We start from the raw sequence: 25,445 nt of genomic DNA, 5'->3' as shown, positions 1-25,445 counted from the left end.
AAAAAATCCACTTCCGAAACGAAGTGGATTTTTTGTTTGTATACCATTACTTTTTAAAACATTCACCTCTCATATTTTTTTAAAACTTGGGAGGTATATATATTATTTTCTTAATACTTTTTTAAAGCACCTTCTCAAAACATCGGCTATCCTTTACCTCTGTATATTGCCCATAATTGGGGATACTTTGAAAGTTATTTTTGGTGTATAAAGCAATGGCTTCGGGTTGTTTGATGCCTGTTTCGAGTATGCACTTTTTGTAGGATAGTTCTTGCGCCCATTTTTCTAACTCGGCAAGTACCAGAGATGCTAAGCCCTTGCCCCTGCTTTGTGGGCTAGTATACATGCGTTTTACCTCCATTGTATTAGGCTCATACTCTTTAATGGCACCGCATGCCAGCGGAATATCATTATGGTATGCTATTACCACATATTTTAAACTATCTATTTTATTGTATTGCGCATAAAAAGCATGGTCTTCACCATCTCTTATGGCTAAATCTGCATCTAGCTCTTTTACGAGTGATATAAAATCTGGATGTGTTGAATCCGTACGAAGCAGTTTTGGCATTTTATCCTAGTTTTAAAATATTTTAATGAAACCTATATCTTTCGATACTCTCCACCTTATTTTTTTATTATTGTAAGCAGTTTTTTACATACTCATTTCTTTTAGTATCTTCCACTTACCTATTCCTTTTTCGACAAAAATTAACCTAGGTCGATGTCCATGTCCTCCTGGGTCAATCATTGTAAAAAGAAAACATCCTTTCTGATAATCATCTGTAAATGCTACTTTCGAAATTGCAATAAAACCCACATCTCTATATTTATCGTCATTGTTTTTAATAAAGGTTCGTAAACCTAACTCGCGATTTTGTGGATATAATTCATACCTTCCAATCACTGACATCTTTTTAAAGTCCATTACCTCCTTCTTTTTAGTTGGAGCAACAAGTGTTGATATTAAAATACTATCGCATAACGAAACTTCTACGTACAAATTTGTCAAGTCAGAAATATCCCAAGGATGAACATCTAGCGAGCTACTTACTTCTAAAAACAAACGTCTCTTTTCAACAGGTCTATTTTTTGATTCAACATATTCACCCCACAGTTTTCGTTGTGTTATAGAGTCGTATTGAAAGATACTATTAAACGGGATGTGATAACTACCTGTTCCGATAACTTCTAGCAAAACATCATCATAAACACTGTATGAATCCTCTTGTTCTTTGCATCCTTGAAGTCCTAATACAATTATGAGAATGATAAATACTTCTTTGCTCATTTAGTTTCCTATAAAAAGTGTTTTATGCGACTTGATAAATTGCTTACAACGTTACTAATAAGGGGGCGTGACCTAATTTAAAATCTAAACTCCCCAAAAAATGCTGCCAGTTTAGGCCCTTAATTTATTATTGTACACTGTGATTTCTTCATTCATCCATAAATAGAGCTCATTATCCTTCGTTATTTCTTTTCGAATAGCCATTTTAATAATTTATTATATATCAGTGAGAATTTCAACTTCTATTTTTAAAGATTTAATTAGTTTATAAATTTCCTGTAATGCTTTGTCCTCACTAACTTTGTAATCAATCATTATGTACTCTTTTACTTCTTCAAGTGTCTCAAAATCAACAGATGCTTTGTAATTAAAAAAACAATCCTGTATCTCTCTCCAATCCTCATACTCTTTTTTGCTTAAAAGCACTTTATCACTTAAAAATATCAGGCTGAATTTAATCATGGTCGGTTTTCTAAATTACCTACAACTAATAAATAAAAGCACCTATATAGCTCCTATTTTCATTATGTCTATCATTTATGGTCTCTATTGCCAGCATATGGCGTAATAGAAACATCATAGTATTTTACATTTACGACTACAGAGATACAAAATTTCTACTTTATAACATAATAACAATAGTAATACATTATCCTTTAAACCGAGTGACTACAAAAATATTATTTGCTTAGTTAATAAATGACTAAACTTCGTATTTAAGCTCTTATTTAGGGCATCGTCAAAGTGAGATGCTACCATGGGTAGAATGGATTTTTTTAGTATTATTTCTTTCAGAATGTAATACTTATGTGCGATTGGGATGATTTACACTCCTTGTATATCATTATTACCACCTTGGGTTATATTCATTTTTTATATGGGCGGTACACTTGCCATGTTGGGAGTTATAATTACCCATTTGTACAGAGTATTTTCCTATTTGGGTTATTATTAATGTTTTGTTGGGACTAATTATTGCCAATTTGTATAGCATACTTGCCAACTTGGGATGTGTATTGGCCATATTGGGACATATAGTTTCCAGTTTGGGCGATATTATTGCCCGGTAAATATAGTTTACAAAGGCCATTTAAATACTTTTAAAGCTCAAGTCACCAAAGCCAAGTAAGCAAATTTTATAACAATAGCCATATCTGAATAGTACAACTAAATAAGCTCCGTTTATAAGCAATACTTAAAGCGTTTTATAGCTATTGTTGAGGAATACAAATACACTGTATCCCCAACATAGGTATAAATTCATACAATAATAACTCATCATACATGCTTTTAGGCATAAACAACTCCATACAAAACACCCACTAAAATCATCATACACATTGATTTATAAAACATTAACATATGCCTACTAAACTTATGGTACATTCTTTGCTTTACTCCCACCGTTCATGCTTTAAAAGTATAGTTAAGCTAGCAATAAAGCATATTCTTATTTTTTAGTATTCATTTAAAACACAACAAAATGAGAGCGTTAAATTTTAATTTTACCATTGCCGAGTTAAATCAAAGAGCAGACAAACTGGTTATTTCGTATAAGCGCGATGAAAACGAGTTTAAAAGTTATGGTTACAATGGCGAAGCTATCAGCCAAATAGAAGGCAAAACGGAGTTTTTAAAGTCATTATTATCGGATGATTATTATGCGGGACTGCAAAGGATGGCCACGGACAATAAAAATCAGATTCGTCAGGATTTAGAAACCAACATCAGTGACTTTAGAAACCGAAGTAAACTGGCCCTTGGAGCCAATTCGATAGAGTATAGCCTGTTTAATTTTAGTAAACTAAACTCACTAAAGGATAATGAGTTGGTACAATATGTATTGCATATAAACACCACGGCTCAGCCCCTATTGCAACAACTAAGCAAGCGTTTAATTAGCCAAAAAACACTAGATAGTTTAATGCAAAGTCGCGAAAAACTGGATGATGCCATTGATATGCAATCGACTGCCGTTTCGGAACGACGCGAAAAAAAGGTAAAACGTACCCAGCTGGCCAATGAGTTATATACTTTTATTAGCGAACTATGCGAAGTAGGTAAATTAATATGGAAAGGTAATAATGAAGCCTTTTATACCGACTATGTAATATATGGTTCTTCGAAAGCCATAGAAGAACAAAACGATGAAATGGAAGAACTGGAATATGATCAGGAATAAATTAGTGTATTTATTATAACCCTCCCAGCATATAAAAATCTGGGAGGTGTAATATCTGTTAGCGTTTTAAATACACATAACCTTTAAAAACTTTACTGGCATTAGATAAAGTTAAAAAGTACCAGTAAGTATTGGTTGGTAATTGTACGCCATCCATATCATACCCATTCCAATTGCTGTTGTAACTATCAGCTTTGTATACTGTTTTGCCCAGCCCATCTACTATAATCAATTGTGCACCATCTGTTATACCTCTAATCACAAAATATTCGTTTATATCATCACCATTAGGCGTAAAAGAATTAGGAATATTAATGCCAAACTCACTATGATTACATGAAAAAATAGAGATAGGAAATGAAGAAGATACAGGCCCTGCTCCACATCCATTAATTCCTTTAACGCTTAAAAATCCATCAGAAGAAGCTTTATTAAAATCAATACTTACTCCATTGCTGGTTCCTAATACCTTGGTTTCAGAGTCAGTATATGCCCACTCATAACTAATTGTATTATCCATTAATTCAACACTGTAGTTTACTCCCATTTCCTGATAACAGACCTCCTGTTTACCATTGATGTCACCTACCTTTTCGGGATACGGATTTACATAGATGGGAAATGCTAAACTTTGACCTCCAGAACCACATCTATTGATACCACTAACCATTAAATTACCCGAAGATGCATGACTCAAAAAGTTAATCATCACCGCATTCTCATCACCAATAATAGTAGCTCCTTGTCCATCATATTCCCATAAATAATTATCTGTATTGGGTATGCTTGGTACAGAAAAAGATACACTATTTTCATTGGGACAGACCACATCTTTACCTATAATCTCACTAGCATCAGCTGGCAAAGGAATAATATTAATGGACAAAGGTTCTGAAGGTATTCCTAAGCCACACATGTTTTCGCCCATCACACTTAATAGCCCATGCGTTGCATTGTAGTCAAAATCTAGTTTAACCTGATTGTTATCTCCATGAATCGTTACGCCTGTTCCAGTGTAATCCCATTGGTATTTATTTGAATTTTGGAGAGCGGGTACCATGTAGCTTAGTTCTGTACTTGCAGGACAAACGTTTAAGTCTCCTGAAATTATTTCTGGTTTATCGGGCAAAGACTCAATATTTATAGGATGTAATAACGATTGTGGCCCTTTAAAACACTTATTCTGGCTGGTAACCCATAAATTACCACTGGTGGCATCATGGTTAAAATTCAATACTACTTTATTAGAACTTCCTTCAATTTGTACGCCTGTACCTGAGTATTCCCATGTATAACTATCGGCATATTTAATAGAATCGATAGCGTAAATTACGCCATTTTGGTTAACACATACCGAACTATCACCAATAACGAGTCCTGCATCCCTAATAGAAGGAGGTACCTCAATATCAAAGGCTACCCTATTTATAGTATTGGGACAGGTGTTATTCAAAACTAGTTGCCCACTGGTCGCGCTATCGTCAAAATCAATTTTAAGCATATCGCCTTGCGCATATAAAGCAGCTCCATTACCTGTATAAGTCCAGCTATTAGCCGAATGGCAGAAAAGGGGTAAATTATAAGTCACCCCTTGTTCTCCAGGACAAACCTTAAAAATCCCCTCCACCTCTTCCAAAGCTAGGTTATCAATTAAAATATAAGCCGCTTTCATCACATCTAGATAAATCTCTATCTTAATAAAATGACAGGTATCCATTTGCGGTGCAAGTACATAATTATGTCTGTACCAAACAGAATCAGTAGCCAATTCTGAAATCAATAATACTTCATCCATAGAATACTGATCTTTTCCGCCTGAAATTTTAATTTGGCATGGATTATCATAGTTGATTGTATCCCCATTAGACACATCAAAAATATAGGTAGAAAGAGCTATGTCTGCAGCAAATAAATATCTATTTCCTTTAAGTAAAGGTTTTAATAATTGAGTGCAAGCATCTTCATTTTTAGGATCAGGGTCGTTTTGCCCACGCATCACTAGTCCCATGAATGAATTTCCATCGCTAGGGTTTAAGCGAACGTCGTAAGGTTGCGTATCCGGAGAAGAGTTATTGTTATTAGAAAACCACCCCCTAGGCGCAATTCCCTGCCCAATAGCACCTTCAAAAGATGGATTTATGAGATAACTAGACTGAGCCACAATCAGTGACTTTATCCCCAATAATACTATACATACAAATACCCTTTTTACCATTATAATCCTATTGAATAAATTCAAAGCCATTTAATCCTAAATTAATCCCTAAAGAAACCTGATGCGAACCATAATTATATGATTTTACATCTCCCAATCCATAAGCAAAATTATAGCCAAAATAAAACATGCGATATAAACGAAAAGCACAACGTACATTCATGTTATTGAGCGTACTGTAGGACAGTGCAAACCATTGATGTTTACCTAAGTAACATTTAGCATGAACATCCATTATTACACTTGAGTTGTTTATCTTCTTTACGGCCAATAACGGTTCCAGGACAAAACCTTTTTTATTGGTTTTAAACTTATATCCTAGCATAGTAAAATAACTGTTATCCTCAGTCACTTCCACCAACATATTGGCATTATCCGAAACGTATTTCATCATTGATAAGCCAATAAAAAAAGCTTTTTTACGGTATAAAACACCGCCTCCAATTTTGGCTTTAAAACTTGAATTATTACCCGAAAATAAGTAACTATCGCCAGGCTCATCAGGGCGTAATTCAGATGTTTTTAAAGATTGATTGAGTAAAATTACCGATAAGCCAAACGAGAGGTTCGATTTTTGTTTTAAGGGCAAGTGATAAGCATAAGATAGTATTCCACCAGTATTACCAATAGGCCCATAGTTTTCTTGAAATAACGATGCCCCAACTCCAATTCTGCCCCTAAGTTTTAATGGACCTTTATAAACCAATCCATTGGGATTATAAAAATCATATTTGCCTATTCTAAAATTAGTTGATAATAAAGCAGAACCCGGTGCATCAGGAATTCCAACCCATCGTTTTTTGGCAGATAAATGGGCTTTAAAATACTCATCTACTCCAGAAAAAGCTGGATTTGTAATAAAAGGATCGAGATAATCGTCAGTGAAAATAGTGTTTTCCTGACCCCGAGAATCTACACTAAACAGTGTAAATAATAACAAAAAGGAAAAGTTTAATAAATAGTTCTTAGGCATGGGTTTGGTGTAAATTCTGTTGCATAGATAATAAATATCTATTTAACCACAACAATTATTACACCAACTTAAGGACTTGATTGGTTAAATAAGTCCTTCTATAAAAGAAACCACCTCATTATGCAATACACCTACCCTCTTTTTTTAATCCTCACAAATATAAGTTTGTTACTGCTTTTGGGGTTTTCTCGTTGTTCTATCTCAAATTTTTTGGTCGACTTTATTAGGGGTGTTAACTTCTGAAAACCAAAGTTCCTAGGATCAAAGTTAGGTTGTTTCTTTTGCAATAAGCTACCTACATCACCTAAAAAGGCCCATCCTTCATCGTCCGACAAATCGGTAATGGTAGAAGATATTAATTTAATTTCTCGATGGGTTATTTTTTCTACTGATTCCTTCTCATGTTCTTTCTCATCCTCAGATTCCTTTTCTTTGGATTTACGTTTTAAAATCTCGATATATATAAACTTATCACAAGCCACAATAAACGGATTCGGTGTCTTTTTTTCACCTATTCCAATTACCTGCATGCCAGCCTCTCTGAGGCGAGTAGCTAATCGGGTAAAGTCGCTATCGCTAGAAACCAAACAAAAACCATTTACTTTTTCGGAATATAAAATATCCATCGCATCAATAATCATGGCCGAATCAGTGGCATTTTTTCCTGTGGTATAGCCATATTGCTGAATGGGTGTTATGGCATTCTCCAACAACATATTTTTCCATTTTGCAAGATTGGGTTTGGTCCAATCGCCATAGATTCTTTTGATAGTAGGATTTCCATATTTGGCAATTTCCTCCATCATCTCTTTTACATGTGCCGAAGGAATGTTATCTCCATCAATTAGTACTGCTAAATTTATATTCATCCTTATCTATTTTAAAAACTATGTTTTAAATATTTAACTAAAAATAATGCTTATTTTCCATATGACTATTTACTCCACTTCTTTACGTGCTTGCTCGGCATATTTACCAGGCGTTAAACCATACTTTTCTTTAAACAAATTGGTAAAAGAAGTACGACTTTTAAAGCCTGTCATTACAATGGCCTCGTTTACCGTCATCCTATCCTGAGCCAGTAATTGTGCAGCCTTTGTAATACGGAAGTTTTTAATAAACTCAAATGGCGTTTGATCAGAAATAGCCCTCACCTTTTCGTATAAGTGGGTACGATTCAACAGCATGGCTTTGGCCAAGTAATTCACATCCAGTTGCGGATTATCCAAATTCTCCGACATCACATGATACAGCTTTTCTAGGAATTTTTTATCCGCACTTTCATCCTGTTCTTCACTATCTAAAGTTAAAGGGAAAGTCATTTGAAAACGCTCACGCAATTTTTTACGCCCTTGCATTAAAGTTTCGATACTGGTTACCAGATGCTGCATGCTAAAAGGCTTTTTAATATAGGCATCAGCCCCTTCCTTTAAACCTTTAATTTCATCATGAATGGTAGTACATGCCGTCAGTAATATCACAGGAATATGACTGGTCTTAATATCGTTTTTTACCGCCCTACAAAGCTCAAAACCATTGAGCTGAGGCATCAATACATCACTCACTATAATATCGGGCCATTCCTTTTCCAGTGCATCCAAACATTCCTGACCATTGGTAAAACTCCTTACCGTAAAATACTTCTCTAAGGTACCCGCCACAAACAAACGCATATCGGTATTATCCTCCACCAAAAAGATGCGTAAGTTACTAAAAGCACTATCCATCTTAATATCAATGCCCATCTCCTCTTTATCTATCTCGGGCAAAACAAGGTTACCCGCCGATAAAACTTCCTCCTCTTTAATACGCTGCTGTTCCGATTTTTCTTTAATGGCAATAGGCAGTTTAAGCTTAATGGAAGTACCTTTATTCAACTGGCTTTGCGCCGAAATAAAACCAAAGTGCATCTCCACCAACCTTTTGCTAAAGGCCAGTCCAATACCCGATCCGCCGATATATTGGGTTTCTTTATTACGACTCTGATAAAAACGTTCGAATATATGCGGCAAATCTTCCTGATCAATACCTCTGCCCGTATCGCTCACCTCCATCAATACATCTTTACCCTTGGCTTCGTACTTTAATATAATGGTATCTTTAGGACTACTATATTTAAAAGCATTGTTCAATAGGTTATTCAACACCTTTTCCAGCTTATCTTTATCAGCAGCCACAAAAATTTCCTTCTCTCCTTTTTCCAGCTCAAATTGTTTATTGCTACTTTGCGCCATAAACTCAAAATCCGCCACCAAGTCATAGATAAATCTATCTAAACTAAATTCAGATATCATCAACTTCAACTCATTGGCATCCGAACGCTGAAAATCGTGCACCTGATCCACCAGCTGTGTTATTTTTTTAGACTGGCGTTGAATGATATTCAGCTTTTCTTTAATTTCGGAATGATTCTGAAAACGACCAATCAGGTTTTCCACCGGGCCCGAAATCAGCGTAAGCGGCGTTTTAATCTCATGTGATATATTGGAGAAATAACGCAGTTTAGCCGCATTTACCTCCTTCACCTTATCAATCTCTAATTGGTCAATTTCTAAACTATGCTTAAGCGAATGCACCTTAAGGCGAAAGGCTACAATTACGTATACTATAACAGCAATAATTAAGGCATATAAGAGCAAGGCCCACGAGGTTTTCCACCAAGGAGGCAGAATGGTTATGCTTAACTCCTTGGCCTCCGACCATTTATTAAAAGAGTTAGAAGCCATGGCCCTAAAGGTATATTTACCTGGACGCAATTCATTATAAGTAACAAAACGCTGATCCGAAGGAACCTCAATCCAATCCTTATTAATAGGTAAAAGCTGATAACGCAGCATATGACTTTTTACATTGGCAAAATGCAAAGATTTGAGCTCTATCGAAAATACATTTTCGCTGTGTTTTAAGCTTAACGCACCACCATCCATCAAACGGCTTTCTAATATTACACGATTATCTACCGTATCATCCGGCAACACGGTTTGATTGAATAAGCGTAGATCACCAAACTCCAACTGCGGCATTTGCACGTTATCTTGAACATCGGCCGGATTAAAATAACAGATGCCATCAAAACCAAAAAACAATAAAGTTTTATGATTCATATGAGCCGAACCATATTTAAAAGCATTAAAAGGTAAACCATCCTCTTCGCCATAACTCCTAAACTTTTGTGTTTTAACATCAAACTTATTCAGTCCCGTATTGGTTGATACCCATAAGTTCTGATCCTCGTCATGCTGAAAACCTGTGACTACATGGCTCGACAAACCTTGTTTTTCGGAATAGGTAACAAACTGCGGATCTTTATCGCTATGAATTACTTTACAAATGCCCCCACGTTCGGTACTCAACCATAAATCGTTATTAGGCAATCGGGCAATAGAAGTCACAAAGTTACTGGCAATAGAATATTTATTATCCTTCTCGCGCACATACTGATCTACCACAAGCTCATCCAAGGCCACTCGGTTCTTCATCTTTAAACGAAATAAACCATCCGAGGCAGTAGCTATCCAAATAAAATCATGTAAAGGGTCCTTATAAATACAACGCACCCCCGACAGTTTCTTTTTATTAAAGGCTTGCAAATCGTTCAGGTAATCAATACTCTTTAAGGCACCCGATCCATATCTTTTAATAACATGAACACCACTGCGACTTCCCATCCATACATTTCCCTGTTTGTCCTCGGCATAGGTACGAATCATAAAATCCAGAAAACGATGCTCATTATTCGAAAGAATCTTACGCAACCTTCCGCTTTTAGTATTTAATACAAACATGCCCTGAAAACCAATTTGCATCCAAATATTCTTCTTTGAATCCACGTAAATCGATTTTATTTTTTCGGGTTTAAAAGGACTGATATCAAAAGGTAAAGGCTCAAATAGCTGCGATTGCATATTAAACAAAGCCACTCCATTGTTTAAGGTGGTGATAAATACACGCTGCTCATCCATCTTAACTACATTCATAATATTATTAGAAGGTAGTCCATAAAGTGATCCTTGCTGCGTACTTGCGTGTTTAAAAGGATTCGTTTTATTCTCGAAGCGAAAAATACCTTTGTCGTAAGTAGCCGATAGCCAAGTACCGATTTGAGCAGATGAAAAGATAGTAGTTACATCCATCTCATTGGAGCCGTCATTAAAATAATTAAAATCAGACTTTTGGGGCAAAGCTCCATTAATTACATTTGTAACTTGAATTGCTCCAGTGTTCAGTGTTCCTAACCACAAATTATTTTGCTTATCTATAGAGGCACTGATAAATGAATAATCCTCTAAAAGCGTTTGCTCTATCTGAAATACATATTTATCATCCTCCCATTTAACCTTAACCTGAGCAATACCATTATCTAGGTTAGTGATAAACCGATCTTTGCTTAACGACTGAATAAAACCCGTAAAACGAGCCATTTTTTCAGTGACAAATGTAAACTTGTTCTGCTTTAAATTATAATAATACGTACCTGCTGAAGTCGCTAAAAGATAATGCGAAGGCTTTAAAATATGGATATCATAAAAGCTAAGTTTACTTTCTACTCCCAAAACAATCGGATCTGGATCAATCTTTTTTACTAAATGCTTATCAGAATCAAAAATCAATAATCCTTCATCCTCTGTAGCACATAAATACTGCTGATTTTCGGCATCCTCAATAATATTTAAGACAATAGGACCTTTGGCTTCAGGATTGACTTGCTTATTAGAGTATAATTCATGTATTTTTTGCTTTTGCGTTTCATATATCGATAAACCATCCTCGGTACCTATCCAAATATTTCCGTCACTGTCTTCATAAATAGAACGAATACGATTATTGCTTAAAATATGCTGGTCAACTGTATTTTTATAATGTTTAAACTCATAACCATCGTAACGATTTAAACCATCATATGTTCCTATCCATAAATAAGCTCTCGAATCTTCTAATATGCAGGTCACCCCATTATGACTTAAGCCATCCATAAACGAATATTGCTGCGAAGGCTTTAAGGGTTTACCTGCTGCCACCCAAAGTATAGGGGTAAGCACGAATAAGAGAATATATATATATAGGAGTTTTCGCATAAACCAATAAAATTTAGTGTGCATACTTCAATAATGTTTAAAAATAAACAAATCGTTGGAATTTATGCGCGAGTCGTACTATTGAATAAGGAAAAAGATATCATAGATAAATATTTGTTGTTTAAGGATGTAATTTATTTCAGTATATCCTTAAAGGTAGGTAAGATACAAAAGGAATGAATGACTCTAGCTATGCGCATTACATATGTAACTTCTGTAAATATAAGGCTAATTCAAAGATTAATGAGAGACATTACATATGTAACTAGGTTGGTATTGACATAGTTTATATTTGTATCGAGGTTAATTCTAGAGTTGTGCTTCGTATTACGTTCTTAAAACAATAAGTTCTATTGCTTATTCAATCATTAACGAAATGATGTATATTCTTCCAACTCCACCATAGTACACTTGTTGGTTTAATCTACTTTTAGCTTTCAACTTAATGACTTTATAAACAATTTACTAGACACAAAAAAAGGTCAACCCTACATCGGATTAACCTTTCTGAATATATCTATTAAGTGCTTATTTAAGCAATGCTTTGTTAATTCTTTTAATCAATCCTGGTCCTTCGTAAATAAAGCCCGTATAAATCTGTACTAAGTCGGCACCTGCTTCCATTTTCTTTTTAGCATCCTCACCACTATGCACTCCACCTACACCAATAATAGCAAATGATTTATTAGAATGATCCGCTAGATATTTAATCACATCTGTACTTCTATCCGCTATCGGTTGTCCACTTAAACCACCATTTCCGATATCATTTAGCTGCTGTTCCGTTGCTTTTAAACCACTACGATTAATAGAAGTATTACTAGCTATAACACCATCAATTTTAGTTTCCTGAACCACCTCAATGATTTCATCCAGTTGATTTATGTTTAAATCAGGAGATATTTTTAATACGATAGGTTTGCGCTTTTCATTTTGTAAAGGATCAATTTGTAATGTATTCAATAGCTCTACTAAGTATGATTTATCCTGCAGTTTAGCCGTTACCCCAACATTAGGACAACTTACATTTACCACAAAATAATCCACATATGCATGTAACTCTTTAAAGCAGGTGAGATAATCACTCGTTACCTGATCTTCAGGAATACCCGTATTTTTACCTATGTTTCCTCCAATAATAACCTTGCCTTTATTTTTCTTTAATTGCTTAACTGCCTCATTTACTCCATTATTATTAAAGCCCATTCTATTAATGATGCCTTTATCATCAATGAGTCTAAATAAACGTTTTTTAGGATTGCCAGTTTGAGCCTTAGGCGTAACCGTACCAATTTCTATAAAACCAAAACCTAAATCCGCCAGTTCATTATATACCTCTGCATTTTTATCTAGGCCTGCAGCTAAGCCCACAGGATTTTTAAACTTTAAACCCATGACTTCACGCTCCAGTCTAGAATCATCCATGCGATTAATTCTTCTAATAAACCATCCTATACCAGGAATATTAAAAACAATTTTTATTAAAGCGATAGTAAAATGATGCACCTTTTCAGGATCAAACTGAAAGAAAATAGGGCGTAGAATATATTTATACATGGTGCAATTATTTAAAAATTTGCACAAAAGTAAGTAATTACCGAGGATATACAAAGGAAGATGTTTAATAGTTCACTAATGTATAGGCGTGAGATCATCAAGTAATTTAAATGGAAAATTAAAAGGTTGTTTACACAAAGAAGTATTTATAGTATCAAGTGCAAGACTTGTTATAGGTTGCTTAGCCAAGCTATACCTTATGATTATTTGTATGGGCTAAACTTTGAGGAATTAAATGAAACAACCCACCGATTACATCTGTAAATAACACATTGAAATATTCACAATTCGAAACGTATACATATGTAACGTAACTGTATATGGAAAACAACAAGTATTACTGTGACTCTAATCAGACAACTATAAATTTGAATTTACGTTAGGTATTACACCCAATACAACATGGCTCATTTGCTAAAATCTACATCAAGTGTAATGAAGTAATGCACTTACGATTCATTAATAAGCTAAAATATCAACATTATATCTCGTTATATTTTTTGATTAGGCGTATAAGTATCAAAAGTACCATTTGTATAAAAGATGACGATACGCTCCACTTGTTTATCACTTGAATCGATTAGCACTTCCTCCTTAGGTTCTTTTTTAGATGTATAAACAGGTGCATCTTCAGGTTCAGATACCTTAGCTTGTTTTTCCTGTTTTACTTCCAGTAAAGGCTCTTTAATAACTTGTTTAGGAGTTTCTAATATTGGTGTAGGGACAATGGGCTTTTCTTCATTAAATTCGATGGTATTTGGAGCAGATGAAACTTGGTTGCCTTTGCTATTTCTATACATATTTCCTTGTCCAAGCAATAACCAATCTGGGTTAATATGTGGAAACTTAAGTAATACTTTCTGTAAAAAGTCTAAGCTCGGGTTATTTCTACCAGAAAGAAGGTGGGAAATACTGGATCTATTGACGCCTAAAAGGTCGGCAAACTTAGAAGATGCCATCTTTTCTGTCGTTAATAATGTTTGTAGTCTCTGCTTCATATTCAAATTAATAATCTTTCAACTTATTCACTTCAGTTTCTTAAATGCTCATGGTATACACACTTCTGATATCAATAATAGATTTGTTTACAGACTTTAAGTGTACGTTACAAATGTATATGTATTTCATTTCCCCTGATAAGTTTCATTTGTAACTAAAAAACTCAACGAATACACAAATGAAATTAGTATACAAATGTATATAACAATTTACAAAAGACAAAATAACTAAGTTGCATATTCATACATTTGTCACAACCTAAAAACATTCATACACATACTATCATTTCTATGTATTCATTAATATTTAATAAATCATGAATTATTGACTTAAATATTACATTGAGAACATCTCTTTAAGTTATTGTATAATAGAAATATATGAAATAAATATTTCGCTTACAAAACTTAGTGAACGCTTTCTGTTTTTATTTAATACACAGAGAATCATGCAATCTAAATGTCTTATTTACAGAAATATGAAGATCGTATTGAAACGTAAAAACAATAACTTCATATAAATACTTTAAACTGCTGGATATATGACTAATAAGACTTACTTAAGCGTCTCGTTGGAGTTTTTCTAGTGTAGTTTTTCACCGCGTGTAATCATTTTTACTTAATAGCTTTATGTAGTGTACGTAACTATCATGAAATAAGTCTATTATAGTTATTGTATAAAATATATAACAGTGCTTATTTTGCAAATGTTGTAGTAGTATAAGATTATTCATTTTTTTAGAAAAATGTTTACTAATTGTACCTATACCCTACCCTATATAGGTATATTGATGTCATAATTGATTACATATGTACTTTGCAAGTCCGAAAATAAGCAATATAAAACAAGTTACAACTGTAACTTACCAGATAACACCTATGCTCTATAATAAATTTACAAATGGAGTATGCCATCGACTATATTGAACTATAATACTGTTGATGTACATCTGGAATAAATAGGAATAGTAGTTGAATCCATCCTATATGATATGAAATTAGTGATATGTGAATTTTACTAGTATTGGGATATATTTCAAAGTCCATGATTGTTGTATCTGGACTACAAAATCATAAATGACTGATAAAATTGAGCATTCGATGAACTGGGGTGTCAAATAAGTGTATTTCGACATAAAATACCTTTTTTTGATATTCTGTATCATAACTAAAGAAAGCTATTTTATAAAATCCTAACTCAGTTAATTATGTTACGTTATGAACGGAAAGTTAATTGCAAAAAAAAGGTCTTGCATAAATGCAAGACCTTTCAAATTTAACTTTATGTTGTAGTTACTTAAAATCCTTTTTTAAACCTTCTACCCAATTCGAAATTCTTTCATCAGATAAGGCCGCCTGATTTTCAATATCCAAAGCAAGACCTACAAACTTATCTCCTCTTTGCGCTTTTGAACCCTCAAACTCATATCCATCTGTAGAGGTATGACCAATAACTTTACCACCTCTAGCTTCTAAAAAATCAGCCATAGTACCAATACCATCCACAAAATTTTCAGGGTAACCTTTCTGATCACCACCTCCGTATAGAGCAAATGTTTTTCCTTTTAATGAGTCATCTTCTACGGAAGGCAAAAACTCGTCCCAATAATTAGGAAGCTCACCATCAAACCAGGTAGGCACAGCCAATATGAAATTACTATAGGTTAAAAACTGCTCTTGAGTTGCCTCTTCCACATTAACCACTTCTACATTTCCTTCGCCAATACCAGCAATAATCTTTTGGGCTTGTTGCTTTGTCTTGACTGAATTAAAACTATAAAATAATCCTATTTTCTTCATAATTAGTTTGTTTAATAAGCCAATAATTCGATTGCAGCATCCTTAATTTTTTGAACATTAGGTAGTGTTGCAGCCTCTAAAGTACGGTTAAATCCTACTGGAGTAAAAGTAGAACCTACACGTTTTATAGGCGCATCTAAATACTCAAAGCCTAAATCCGTAATAGTTGCTGACACTTCTCCTCCAAATCCTGAGAACACCTTATCTTCATGTACAACCAACACTCTAGAAGTCTTTTTAATAGACGCTAAAATGGTTTCTTCATCCAGTGGTAACAAAGAACGTAAGTCAATAACTTCAATATTACCAATACCTTCGTCATTCAATTGATTAGCGGCATCAACACACATATGTGTAGTATTACCATAAGTAATAATAGTTAAATCACTACCTTCTCTTCTAATTCTTGCTTTTCCGTAAGGAACTTCAAACTCCTCTGGAATTGGAGTGGCTGCTTTCGGAGAGTTATAAAGTGCTTTAGGTTCTAAGAATAATGTCATACCCTCAGAGCGCATGGCTGTTCTTAATAATCCGGCAGCATCATCTGCATAAGATGGATAAACAACACGTACACCTGGGAAGGTAGTTAACGCACCTTCAATATTTTGAGAGTGATATAATCCACCACCAATATAACCACCCGAAGCTAATCGCACAGTAATATTAGGCGAATACTGACCTTTGGTTCTCCAATACTCATGCGTGGTTTCTACAAATTGTTCCATGGCAGGCCAAAAATAATCAGCAAACTCAGCACCTTCAACTACAATACGAATATCCTTGTTATAACGCGACATACCATTGGCTGTACCCATAATATAATCTTCAGCAATTGGCGCATTAAAAACTCGTTCACGCCCAAACTCCTGCTGTAAACCTTTTGATACATTAAAAATTCCACCTTTGTCTTTGTTGGCCATATCTTGCCCCCAAATATAAGTATCCGGATTTCTTCTAAACTCTTCTTTTAGCGTACCATTTAAAGCTTCAATTAATTTCTTCGGTTCGCCTTCCTCGTTATGTAATCCCTCAGGAAATTTCTGAGGCACATAAGCAGGTGCAAATACAAAATCATGAATACTTTCTGGTGCAGGATGTGGCGCTGCTAATCCTTTTTTATGTGCTGCTTTTACTTCAGCTTTTACTTCAACATCTATAGCATCCAACTCCTCATTGGTAGCACGCTCGTAACGAACCAATAATCTTCTGAACTTAGCAATTGGATCATACTCCTGCACATAATTCAACTCAGCCTTATCTCTATAAAGCTCATGTCTATCCGAATTGGAGTGAGAGTGAATACGCACACAGTTGGCATGCACAATAACAGGTTTTTGCTCTTCCTGTGCCCAACGAACAGCTTCCGCCATTACATTCATCGAATCGAAAACATCTTTACCATTACAGTATAAAATTTTGAGGTTTTTCATCCCTTCAAAATTCTTGGCTACTTTACGGTTAGCTGTTTGGTCCTTTTTAGGAACTGAAATTCCATAACCATTATCCTGAAATACAAACACCACAGGAAGCTGCTCGTTAGAAGCTCCATTGATAGCCTCATAAACATAACCTTCCGAAACAGAAGATTCTCCTTGAGAACTAATAGCTACACCTTTAGACTTATAAGTCTTAATAGCTCTGGCGATACCCGCAGCATGTAAGGTATGGTTACCTGTACATGACGACACATTATGAATATTCCACGCTGGCTTAGCAAAGTGATTTGACATATGTCGACCACCTCCAGCTACATCAGCATCTTTTGAAATACCATTGTAGATAATTTCTTCAGCAGACAAACCAGCAGATAAACAAGTCATTAGATCTCTATAATAAGGAAATAAATGATCCTTACTTCTATCAAAATTCTGACCTATAGCCAATTGAATAGCATCATGACCTGCAGCAGGTGCATGATACGACCAACCGATAGCTTGTTTCAAATAATTAGGAGCACGTTCATCCAGGCTTCTTCCTAATTTAAGAAGATGATACCATTTTAAAAGTGTTTCCTTATCGGTTGTTTTTATTTTATATATATCTTTTACTTCGTTACTCATATTCCTTAAGTTTTAATGTATGTTAATAGATTAAAGAGCCCTATCAATATCAAATTGCTCAAGGTAATCACCTATTCTTCTTAAGAAGTTACCACCTAATGAACCATCCACAATTCTGTGGTCGTACGAAAGTGATAAGAACATTTTATGACGAATGCCAATAACATCTCCCGTAGGGGTTTCGATCACTGCAGGTTTTTTCTCGATAGCACCTACCGCTAAAATAGCAACCTGAGGTTGATTGATAATAGGCGTTCCGATAATGTTTTTAAACGAACCAAAGTTAGTAATGGTAAATGTACCACCTTGAATATCATCTGGCGCCAATTTGTTATTACGCGCTAATCCTGCTAATCTATTTACATCAGAAGTTAAACCTGCTAGGTTTTTATAATCGGCTTGTTTAATTACTGGAACAATTAAGTTACCACTAGGTAAAGCAACCGCCATTCCGATATTTACATTTTTGCGATAAATAATATTATCTCCATCCACAGAAGCATTAACACCTGGGAAGTCGCGTAAAGCTTTAGCTGTAGCTTCAAAGAATATTGGCGTGAAAGTAATTTTCTCACCATACTTCTCTTGATAAGCGGCCTTATTTTTATTACGCCACAATACAATATTAGTCATGTCAACTTCTACTACAGCTGTAACATGCGGAGAAACTTGTTTTGACATTACCATATGGTCGGCAATAATTTTACGCATACGATCCATCTGAACAATTTCATCTTCTCCGCTTACTGAAACAGGCGGACGTTGAATTGGAGCTGCAGCAGGCGTAGGTGCTGGACTAGCTTTAGGAGCACTAGCCGCTTTAGGCGCTGCACTTCCTGAAGTTTTATCAGATACAAATGCTAGAATATCATTTTTAGTGACTCTATTATTTTGACCTGTACCTTTAATACTGTCTAACTCTTGAACAGAAACGCCTTCTTCTTTAGCAATGCTTTTTACCAATGGAGAATAGAATTTATCCGATTCAGCAAAATCTTGTGCTGGTGCACTTGCAGTTTCTTCAACCGCTGCCTCTACAGATTTTTCAACCTCTGCCGTCGCAGCTGGTTCTGCACCGTCATCAGATCCACCATCTTCACCTTCTAAAGAAATGATAGCTACTGGTTTACCAACAGGTACTAAAGCATCCGTTTCGTATAATATTTCTTTCACAATTCCTTCCACTGGAGAAGGAATTTCAGAGTCGACCTTATCTGTTGCTATTTCCAACAGCACATCATCCTCTTCAATTTTATCTCCTACGGAAACAAACCATTTAGTAATTGTTGCTTCTTCAACGCTCTCGCCCATTTTGGGCATAAGAATTTCAAATGTTGACATATTGTTTTATTTAATATTTGTTCTAATTATCTATTACAAAAACTCTGGTAGTATTTCTGTAATATAATTCTAAGTTAGTTATACATTTTGTTTACTAAAAAATACCACTAGTGACATATCTCATACTAATCATATATCTATTTGTTGGCATTATTCGATTTATAAACAAGCAATTTTAAAAATGGTTCTGTAATTGTGAAATATCTTTTGAATAGGGTACTTTTGTTGCTCAAATTTTATAAAAATAATATCATGCAAATGTCGTACCCAATAATTAAAAGCACGGTGATAGCTTTGGTTATTTTGTTTACTGGATGCTCCCAACCAGAAAACAAAACTCAGCTACAAAAACCTGATTTCAAGAAAGAAACATTAACCCAATCGATTCAGCCAGGCGATGATTTTTTTAGATATGTAAATACAAATTGGATGGATTCAAACCCTATACCAGATGATAAAAGTCGCTTTGGCTGGTTTGACATATTGTTAGAAAATAATCGAAATAAATTAAAAACTTTATTTGCCGAAGCCGCTAAAGGAAGCAAAGAAAAAGGAAGTGTAGCTCAAAAGATAGGTGATTTTTACGCCTCAGGAATGGATACATTAGCCATTGAAAAGGAAGGCTTAGCAAATATTCAATTTATTTTAGACCAAATAACTCAGATAAATTCCCCTATCGAGCTAGCTAAAACGATTGGTTATATGCATAGTCTTCAGCTTAACCCCTTGTTTTACTATTATGCTTCAGCCGATGAAAAAAATAGCACCATAAATATTGCTGGTATTTATCAAGGTGGTTTAGGTTTACCCGATAGAGATTATTACCTAGAAGATGATGACGCTAGCATAGAAATTAGAGCTGCATATCACGCCTATTTAGAAAAGGTTCTTTCCTTCTCTGGCGAGGATGAAGCTTCTTCGGAAGTGAATGCAAAGCAGATTATTACTTTTGAAAAGTTGCTGGCAGAAGCATCATACACTCGATTAAAAAATAGAGATCCGCACCTGACTTACAATAAAATTAAAGGAGAAGAGTTAAATACTGAATATCCGGGAATTAATTGGAATGCATATTTTGAAGGACTAGGACATGAAACACCTAAAGAAGTTAACGTAAATCAAACTGCTTATTTAAAAGAACTTGAAAACTTGATCTCGAATCAAGATTTGAATACATGGAAGAGCTATTTAAAAGCATTGACCATTCGCTCATTAAGCGCTTATCTTTCGTCATCTTATGTCAATGCACACTTTGAATTATACGGTAAGGTGATTCAAGGAAAGGAAATGATGGAGCCACGATGGAAACTAGTACAAGGTGTTACCGGAAATGCCTTAGGAGAAGCTGTGGGACAATTGTTTGTGGAGCGTTATTTCCCACCAGAAGCGAAACAACGTATGGAAGTATTGGTGGAAAACTTACGCATTGGATTTGCCCAAAGAATAGATCAGCTGGAATGGATGAGTGCGGATACCAAAATTGCTGCCAAGGATAAACTAAATGCCATTAAGGTAAAAATTGGTTATCCTAATAAATGGAGAGACTATAGTGGACTAGACATTGAACCCAATTCGTATGTAAGTAATGTTTTAGCATCCAATCGTTTTGATTTTGCTTATAGCATGAATAAAATTGGAAAGCCAGTGGACACCGAAGAGTGGCATATGTTTCCGCAGATGGTGAATGCCTATTACAGCCCAACAGGTAACGAAGTTGTATTTCCTGCTGCTATTCTTCAACCGCCGTTCTTTTACTTAGATGGTGATGATGCTGTAAATTATGGTGCAATCGGTGTAGTTATCGGACATGAAATGACGCACGGTTTTGACGACCAAGGTGCTAAATACGATAAACATGGTAACCTAAGTACATGGTGGACCGCTGAGGATTCGGCAAAATTTGCCACGCGTACTCAGGTATTGGTGGAGCAATTCAATCAGTATCAAATTAAAGATACTGTATATGCCAATGGAGAATTAACTCTTGGAGAAAATATTGCAGATTTAGGAGGCTTAAATATTTCATATGCTGCCTACCAAACTGCCATTAAAGACAAAGGAGATATTGTAGATATAGATGGTCTTAATCATAAACAAAGATTTATGATTAGTTATGCCAATATCTGGGCGCAAAATATCCGCGATAAGGAAAAACTAAGAAGAACAAAAACCGATGTTCACTCATTGGGTGAATTCAGAGTGAATGGAGCTTTGCGTAACTTTGATGCGTTCTACAAAACATATGAACTTACTGAGAATTCTCAGATGTTTTTAAATAAGGAAAGCAGAGTTAACATCTGGTAAACCAACACCTTAATTATTCATAATTAGCCAGAGAGACTTTCTTTCTGGCTTTTTTATTTTTAATCATTGTAATATTTAATAAAAGCTGCCATTTTTGTGGCTGTTTTTAAACCTTTATAATGACAATTTCAATTATTACAGCTACCTATAATGCAGGTAAAACTTTAGAAAGTGCTATTCAATCATTAATTAACCAAACTTATGCACATATTGAATACATTATAATTGATGGTGGATCTACGGATAATACTCTAGAAATAGTTGAAAAGTACAAACCGTTCATTCAACAATTTGTTTCTGAAGAAGATAAGGGAATATACGACGCATTGAACAAAGGTATTAACATGGCTACGGGAGATGTTATCGGTATTTTGCATGCCGATGATTTACTAGATGATGATTATACCATTGAAACCGTCATGCAAACATTTACAAATAACCAAACTGAAGCTACCTATGGAGATTTGGAATATGTTCAATTCCAAGACCCTAAAAAAGTAGTACGTTACTGGAAGAGTAAAGCATTTAAACCTTCCTTATTAAAAGCGGGCTGGATGCCTCCTCACCCAACTCTTTTTGTGCGTAAAAAAGTATACCAAGAAATCGGCCCCTTTCGATTAGATTTTAAAATTGCTGCAGACTATGATTTTATTCTTCGATTATTTTCGCGCCCTAATTTTAAAGCCCATTATTTGCCACTGGTAATTACCCGCATGCGCATTGGAGGTACAAGCAATCAAAATGTAGGTAATATAATCATTAAAATGAAAGAAGATTTAAAGGCATTAAAAGACAATAATGTTGGTTCTATCCTATCATTAATATGGAAAAATCTTTCTAAATTACCTCAATTCTTAAAAAGAAACTAAATCCATCATGATGAAGCTATATAAGTTAATTGTACTTACTGCACTTGCTTTTTTTGTTTTAACACAAAGTAATGCTCAAAAAGTTAGCCACTATAACAATCCTGATTTCAACCCATTAGAAAGAGAACTATATAAGCCAGGCATTAATATACACACTTCGGTTCGTTCTTACGATTTAAGCAGAATAGAAGCTATTGTTGATGTCGATTCATTATTATATGATGGAATAAAAACACCTTCGGGGCACCTTAATTTTTGGAAAAGAATATTGCATGATGATTTATTGCAATGGGATAAAAATGGGGTGAATATTAAAATTAATCCATTATTTGATTTAGGCCTGGGTAAAGAGTTTGAAGATGGCAAAAACACGATGAATAATACCCGTGGTTTTTATATTGAAGGAACATTTGGCGATGACTTTTATTTCTATACCGATTTTCTGGAAAACCAAGCTAAGTTCCCTAACTATATGGATGCTTTTATAGCCGAGCGTAAGGTGGTACCTGGACAAGGAAAAACCAAAGAATATGGAACTTTAGAGAATGACTATTCGCAAGCCACTGGTTTTATCTCATACTCACCAGGCAACTGGTTTAACTTTCAGATTGGAAGTAGCAAGCATTTTATTGGAGATGGTTACCGTTCTTTATTATTATCGGATAATTCTTATAGTTATCCATACCTGAAATTTTCTGCTGATTTTAATAAAGTACATTATCATGTGATGTGGGCGCAACACCGCGATTTAAATATAGACCCCACCCTTGAAGCTAATGATACTCGATATCTTGAAAAGTATTCTGCTTCTCAGTATTTAAATTTTAATATCGGTAATCGACTTTCCTTAGGGCTATTTGAAAGTGTAGTTTGGGCAGCTCAAGATACGATGGGACAACGAAATTTTGAGTTAGCTTATCTTAATCCAGTTATCTTTTTTAGGCCTGTTGAATATTCTTTGGGCTCTCCAGATAATATGACAATGGGTTTTAATGCCAAATATATTGTGGGTAACAACAGTGCATTTTACGGACAATTTGTATTGGGAGAATTTAAGTTTGACGAGGTATTTAGTGGTAATAAATGGTGGGCAAACAAACAAGGTTTTCAGCTAGGCTTTAAAAGCTTCAGTTTATTCGGCATTAACAAATTAGACTTCTTAACAGAATACAATCAAGTAAGACCTTATACCTATTCTCATAGAGAAACCATCACTAATTACGGACATTATAATCAAGAACTAGCACACCCACTTGGAGCCAACTTTAGAGAAAGCATTACAAAAGTAAAGTACCAATATAAAAGATGGATATTTAATGCGGAGATAATGGCAGCCATGTATGGGAAAGACTTTGATGATGATGTTAGTTATGGTAAAAACATATACAAAAATAACCAATTACGTCCTGGCGACTATGGTCATTTTATTGGACAGGGTTTAAAAACTAACTTGATGTATTTAGATGGTAGTGTAAGTTACTTGATTAACCCTCGTAACAATTTAAATATTGCCATGGGTGGAAGATTTAGAACCGAGAAAAATGACCTAGAAACCATGAATACAAAGATGGTATGGTTTGCGGTTCGTACTAGTATTAAAAGTATTTATACTGATTTTTAAAATCAGTATAAATCACCTCGCCCAAGCATGACCAACAACAAAATAAAATGCAAAGTCATTGTTGTTGCTCCAAGCAAAATCTGTTCCTCCAGTTAACCCAAATACGCGAGCCACCAAATACCTAAATCCAGTTCCAACAGTTTGTACTGACTTATTACTAACTCTACTATTATCCTCCAAAGGAGAGGTAACTCCCACGCCGGAAAAGCCTAAAAGCTCCCATCTTGAATTCAGTCTATAATTCATCTGTACTTCCAGCAGGTTGGTTTTATTGCCTTGGTATTTAGCAGCAGGCACTCCCCGCATATTAATTCCCGGAATCGCCCAAAAAGGGGTGTCTTCACTAGCATATTGTGTTTCGAATCGAACACCAACATTCAACTGATCACTCACTTCACCAAAGGCCTGAAAAGTCCCAAATAACCTTCCATACATATCAGATCCTCCTAACCATTTATCGCTATAGGTTCCCTCTACTTGAGCATAAACCCCTTTGGTAGGAGAAAATACATTATCTCTACTATCATAATCTACCATTAATGATAATTCACTCAATGTAGACTCAAAACTCTTGCCACTAAAAGCAGGAATATCAATAGGGAATTGTAGGGTATTGGTTCCTCCATAATAGAAATATCTTGAGCCTAGAAAAAAATTAGATTCTTTAATGCGAAACTTAATTTGCTGAATTAATATCCACGTATCTAGGTTCATTTCCACAGGTTTAGGCAAAATATTATTAGGACCATAATAGTTGTAGTTGATATAGCCTTTACCCAATACTCCCATATACCTAATATGGTCTTCTTTCCAAAAGCCAGCATGAAATACTCCAGCCATCCAAGTACCATTATCTGTCAATCCTCCAAAACCGCCAGATATATCTGGAATATTTCCTTTCTCCATGATAGAACCATGAAAATACCCTAGCCCTAATCCTCCTCCATACCCTATTGCAGGTTCTGTAATTACCATAGGAACTGGCATCACCCCTTTCTTTTCGGTAAGAAACCTGCTCATATCAAAAGCATTATCTAACGAATCTTTGAACAAACCTTCTTTATTATCCTGCGCGAAACAAAAAAGGTTATGCAATACTAGAATTAATACTAATAGGGTTATTTTCATTTTTTTTCAAATAGGTTATATATTAATATTA

General features: G+C 34.9%; 17 protein-coding genes. 4 read left to right on the top strand and 13 right to left on the bottom strand.

Annotation, left to right across the window (positions count from 1 at the left end):
• Nucleotides 1-121: 121 nt before the first annotated feature.
• The 3 genes from A8L32_RS15730 to A8L32_RS15720 form a co-directional block, all read right to left on the bottom strand.
• Entirely contained in the window at nt 122-571 is a 450-nt protein-coding gene (locus A8L32_RS15730) for a GNAT family N-acetyltransferase (protein ID WP_066631749.1), read from the bottom strand.
• 84 nt (nt 572-655) lie between these two features.
• Complete coding sequence (locus A8L32_RS15725; protein ID WP_066631747.1) at nt 656-1,291, bottom strand: hypothetical protein; 636 nt, start codon at nt 1,289-1,291, stop codon at nt 656-658.
• 216 nt (nt 1,292-1,507) lie between these two features.
• The gene (locus tag A8L32_RS15720; RefSeq protein WP_066631745.1) at nt 1,508-1,753 is read right to left on the bottom strand and encodes a hypothetical protein; all 246 of its coding nucleotides are present in this window, start codon (nt 1,751-1,753) and stop codon (nt 1,508-1,510) included.
• Nucleotides 1,754-2,774: 1,021 nt separating this feature from the next.
• On the opposite strand from A8L32_RS15720, the gene A8L32_RS15710 reads away from it, so the two are divergent.
• Nucleotides 2,775-3,473 carry a hypothetical protein gene (locus A8L32_RS15710; protein ID WP_066631743.1) on the top strand — a complete coding sequence of 233 codons (699 nt, stop codon included), beginning with the start codon at nt 2,775-2,777 and terminating at the stop codon, nt 3,471-3,473.
• Nucleotides 3,474-3,531: 58 nt separating this feature from the next.
• Here A8L32_RS15710 and A8L32_RS15705 read toward each other — a convergent pair whose 3' ends face one another.
• The 9 genes from A8L32_RS15705 to A8L32_RS15665 form a co-directional block, all read right to left on the bottom strand.
• A complete protein-coding gene (locus A8L32_RS15705) occupies nt 3,532-5,688 on the bottom strand; it encodes a T9SS type B sorting domain-containing protein (RefSeq protein ID WP_075590969.1) in 2,157 nt (718 codons plus the stop codon).
• Between the two features lie 7 nt (nt 5,689-5,695).
• Nucleotides 5,696-6,661, bottom strand: a complete 966-nt coding sequence (locus tag A8L32_RS15700; protein ID WP_066631741.1) for a PorP/SprF family type IX secretion system membrane protein — start codon at nt 6,659-6,661, stop codon at nt 5,696-5,698.
• Between the two features lie 131 nt (nt 6,662-6,792).
• On the bottom strand, nt 6,793-7,530 hold the full coding sequence (locus A8L32_RS15695) for an NYN domain-containing protein (RefSeq protein ID WP_066631740.1): 738 nt from the start codon (nt 7,528-7,530) through the stop codon (nt 6,793-6,795).
• Between the two features lie 69 nt (nt 7,531-7,599).
• The gene (locus tag A8L32_RS15690) at nt 7,600-11,736 is read right to left on the bottom strand and encodes a hybrid sensor histidine kinase/response regulator transcription factor (protein WP_158027254.1); all 4,137 of its coding nucleotides are present in this window, start codon (nt 11,734-11,736) and stop codon (nt 7,600-7,602) included.
• A 528-nt stretch (nt 11,737-12,264) separates the two neighbouring features.
• Nucleotides 12,265-13,293, bottom strand: a complete 1,029-nt coding sequence (locus A8L32_RS15685) for a quinone-dependent dihydroorotate dehydrogenase (protein ID WP_066631736.1) — start codon at nt 13,291-13,293, stop codon at nt 12,265-12,267.
• Between the two features lie 491 nt (nt 13,294-13,784).
• Nucleotides 13,785-14,291: a helix-turn-helix domain-containing protein gene (locus tag A8L32_RS15680; protein ID WP_066631734.1), complete on the bottom strand. Its 507-nt coding sequence runs from the start codon at nt 14,289-14,291 to the stop codon at nt 13,785-13,787.
• A 1,293-nt stretch (nt 14,292-15,584) separates the two neighbouring features.
• On the bottom strand, nt 15,585-16,091 hold the full coding sequence (locus A8L32_RS15675) for a flavodoxin (RefSeq protein WP_066631729.1): 507 nt from the start codon (nt 16,089-16,091) through the stop codon (nt 15,585-15,587).
• A gap of 11 nt (nt 16,092-16,102) precedes the next feature.
• Nucleotides 16,103-18,151: an alpha-ketoacid dehydrogenase subunit alpha/beta gene (locus tag A8L32_RS15670; protein ID WP_066631727.1), complete on the bottom strand. Its 2,049-nt coding sequence runs from the start codon at nt 18,149-18,151 to the stop codon at nt 16,103-16,105.
• A 30-nt stretch (nt 18,152-18,181) separates the two neighbouring features.
• Nucleotides 18,182-19,492: a dihydrolipoamide acetyltransferase family protein gene (locus A8L32_RS15665; RefSeq protein WP_066631725.1), complete on the bottom strand. Its 1,311-nt coding sequence runs from the start codon at nt 19,490-19,492 to the stop codon at nt 18,182-18,184.
• Nucleotides 19,493-19,750: 258 nt separating this feature from the next.
• Here A8L32_RS15665 and A8L32_RS15660 point away from each other — a divergent pair, with 258 nt between their 5' ends.
• From A8L32_RS15660 to A8L32_RS15650, 3 genes are all read left to right on the top strand, one after another.
• Nucleotides 19,751-21,796: a M13 family metallopeptidase gene (locus A8L32_RS15660; RefSeq protein ID WP_066631723.1), complete on the top strand. Its 2,046-nt coding sequence runs from the start codon at nt 19,751-19,753 to the stop codon at nt 21,794-21,796.
• 119 nt (nt 21,797-21,915) lie between these two features.
• On the top strand, nt 21,916-22,665 hold the full coding sequence (locus tag A8L32_RS15655; protein ID WP_066631722.1) for a glycosyltransferase family 2 protein: 750 nt from the start codon (nt 21,916-21,918) through the stop codon (nt 22,663-22,665).
• Nucleotides 22,666-22,672: 7 nt separating this feature from the next.
• The gene (locus tag A8L32_RS15650) at nt 22,673-24,286 is read left to right on the top strand and encodes a hypothetical protein (RefSeq protein WP_233145495.1); all 1,614 of its coding nucleotides are present in this window, start codon (nt 22,673-22,675) and stop codon (nt 24,284-24,286) included.
• A gap of 12 nt (nt 24,287-24,298) precedes the next feature.
• Here A8L32_RS15650 and A8L32_RS15645 read toward each other — a convergent pair whose 3' ends face one another.
• The gene (locus tag A8L32_RS15645; protein WP_066631719.1) at nt 24,299-25,414 is read right to left on the bottom strand and encodes a BamA/TamA family outer membrane protein; all 1,116 of its coding nucleotides are present in this window, start codon (nt 25,412-25,414) and stop codon (nt 24,299-24,301) included.
• Between the last annotated feature and the right edge of the window lie 31 nt (nt 25,415-25,445).

This window comes from Labilibacter marinus (genome assembly GCF_001659685.2).
Classification (GTDB): Bacteria; Bacteroidota; Bacteroidia; order Bacteroidales; family Marinilabiliaceae; genus Saccharicrinis; species Saccharicrinis marinus.
This window is presented reverse-complemented; position numbering and strand designations above follow the sequence as displayed.

Excerpts from the sequence above, each read along its gene's own strand:
- A8L32_RS15710 (WP_066631743.1), top strand. The coding sequence starts at position 2,775 with ATGAGAGCGTTAAATTTTAATTTTACCATTGCCGAGTTAAATCAAAGA.
- A8L32_RS15680 (WP_066631734.1), bottom strand. The coding sequence starts at position 14,291 with ATGAAGCAGAGACTACAAACATTATTAACGACAGAAAAGATGGCATCT.
- A8L32_RS15660 (WP_066631723.1), top strand. The coding sequence starts at position 19,751 with ATGTCGTACCCAATAATTAAAAGCACGGTGATAGCTTTGGTTATTTTG.
- A8L32_RS15695 (WP_066631740.1), bottom strand. The coding sequence starts at position 7,530 with ATGAATATAAATTTAGCAGTACTAATTGATGGAGATAACATTCCTTCG.
- A8L32_RS15650 (WP_233145495.1), top strand. The coding sequence starts at position 22,673 with ATGATGAAGCTATATAAGTTAATTGTACTTACTGCACTTGCTTTTTTT.
- A8L32_RS15655 (WP_066631722.1), top strand. The coding sequence starts at position 21,916 with ATGACAATTTCAATTATTACAGCTACCTATAATGCAGGTAAAACTTTA.
- A8L32_RS15705 (WP_075590969.1), bottom strand. The coding sequence starts at position 5,688 with ATGGTAAAAAGGGTATTTGTATGTATAGTATTATTGGGGATAAAGTCA.
- A8L32_RS15645 (WP_066631719.1), bottom strand. The coding sequence starts at position 25,414 with ATGAAAATAACCCTATTAGTATTAATTCTAGTATTGCATAACCTTTTT.
- A8L32_RS15670 (WP_066631727.1), bottom strand. The coding sequence starts at position 18,151 with ATGAGTAACGAAGTAAAAGATATATATAAAATAAAAACAACCGATAAG.
- A8L32_RS15690 (WP_158027254.1), bottom strand. The coding sequence starts at position 11,736 with ATGCGAAAACTCCTATATATATATATTCTCTTATTCGTGCTTACCCCT.
- A8L32_RS15685 (WP_066631736.1), bottom strand. The coding sequence starts at position 13,293 with ATGTATAAATATATTCTACGCCCTATTTTCTTTCAGTTTGATCCTGAA.
- A8L32_RS15665 (WP_066631725.1), bottom strand. The coding sequence starts at position 19,492 with ATGTCAACATTTGAAATTCTTATGCCCAAAATGGGCGAGAGCGTTGAA.
- A8L32_RS15725 (WP_066631747.1), bottom strand. The coding sequence starts at position 1,291 with ATGAGCAAAGAAGTATTTATCATTCTCATAATTGTATTAGGACTTCAA.
- A8L32_RS15700 (WP_066631741.1), bottom strand. The coding sequence starts at position 6,661 with ATGCCTAAGAACTATTTATTAAACTTTTCCTTTTTGTTATTATTTACA.
- A8L32_RS15720 (WP_066631745.1), bottom strand. The coding sequence starts at position 1,753 with ATGATTAAATTCAGCCTGATATTTTTAAGTGATAAAGTGCTTTTAAGC.
- A8L32_RS15730 (WP_066631749.1), bottom strand. The coding sequence starts at position 571 with ATGCCAAAACTGCTTCGTACGGATTCAACACATCCAGATTTTATATCA.
- A8L32_RS15675 (WP_066631729.1), bottom strand. The coding sequence starts at position 16,091 with ATGAAGAAAATAGGATTATTTTATAGTTTTAATTCAGTCAAGACAAAG.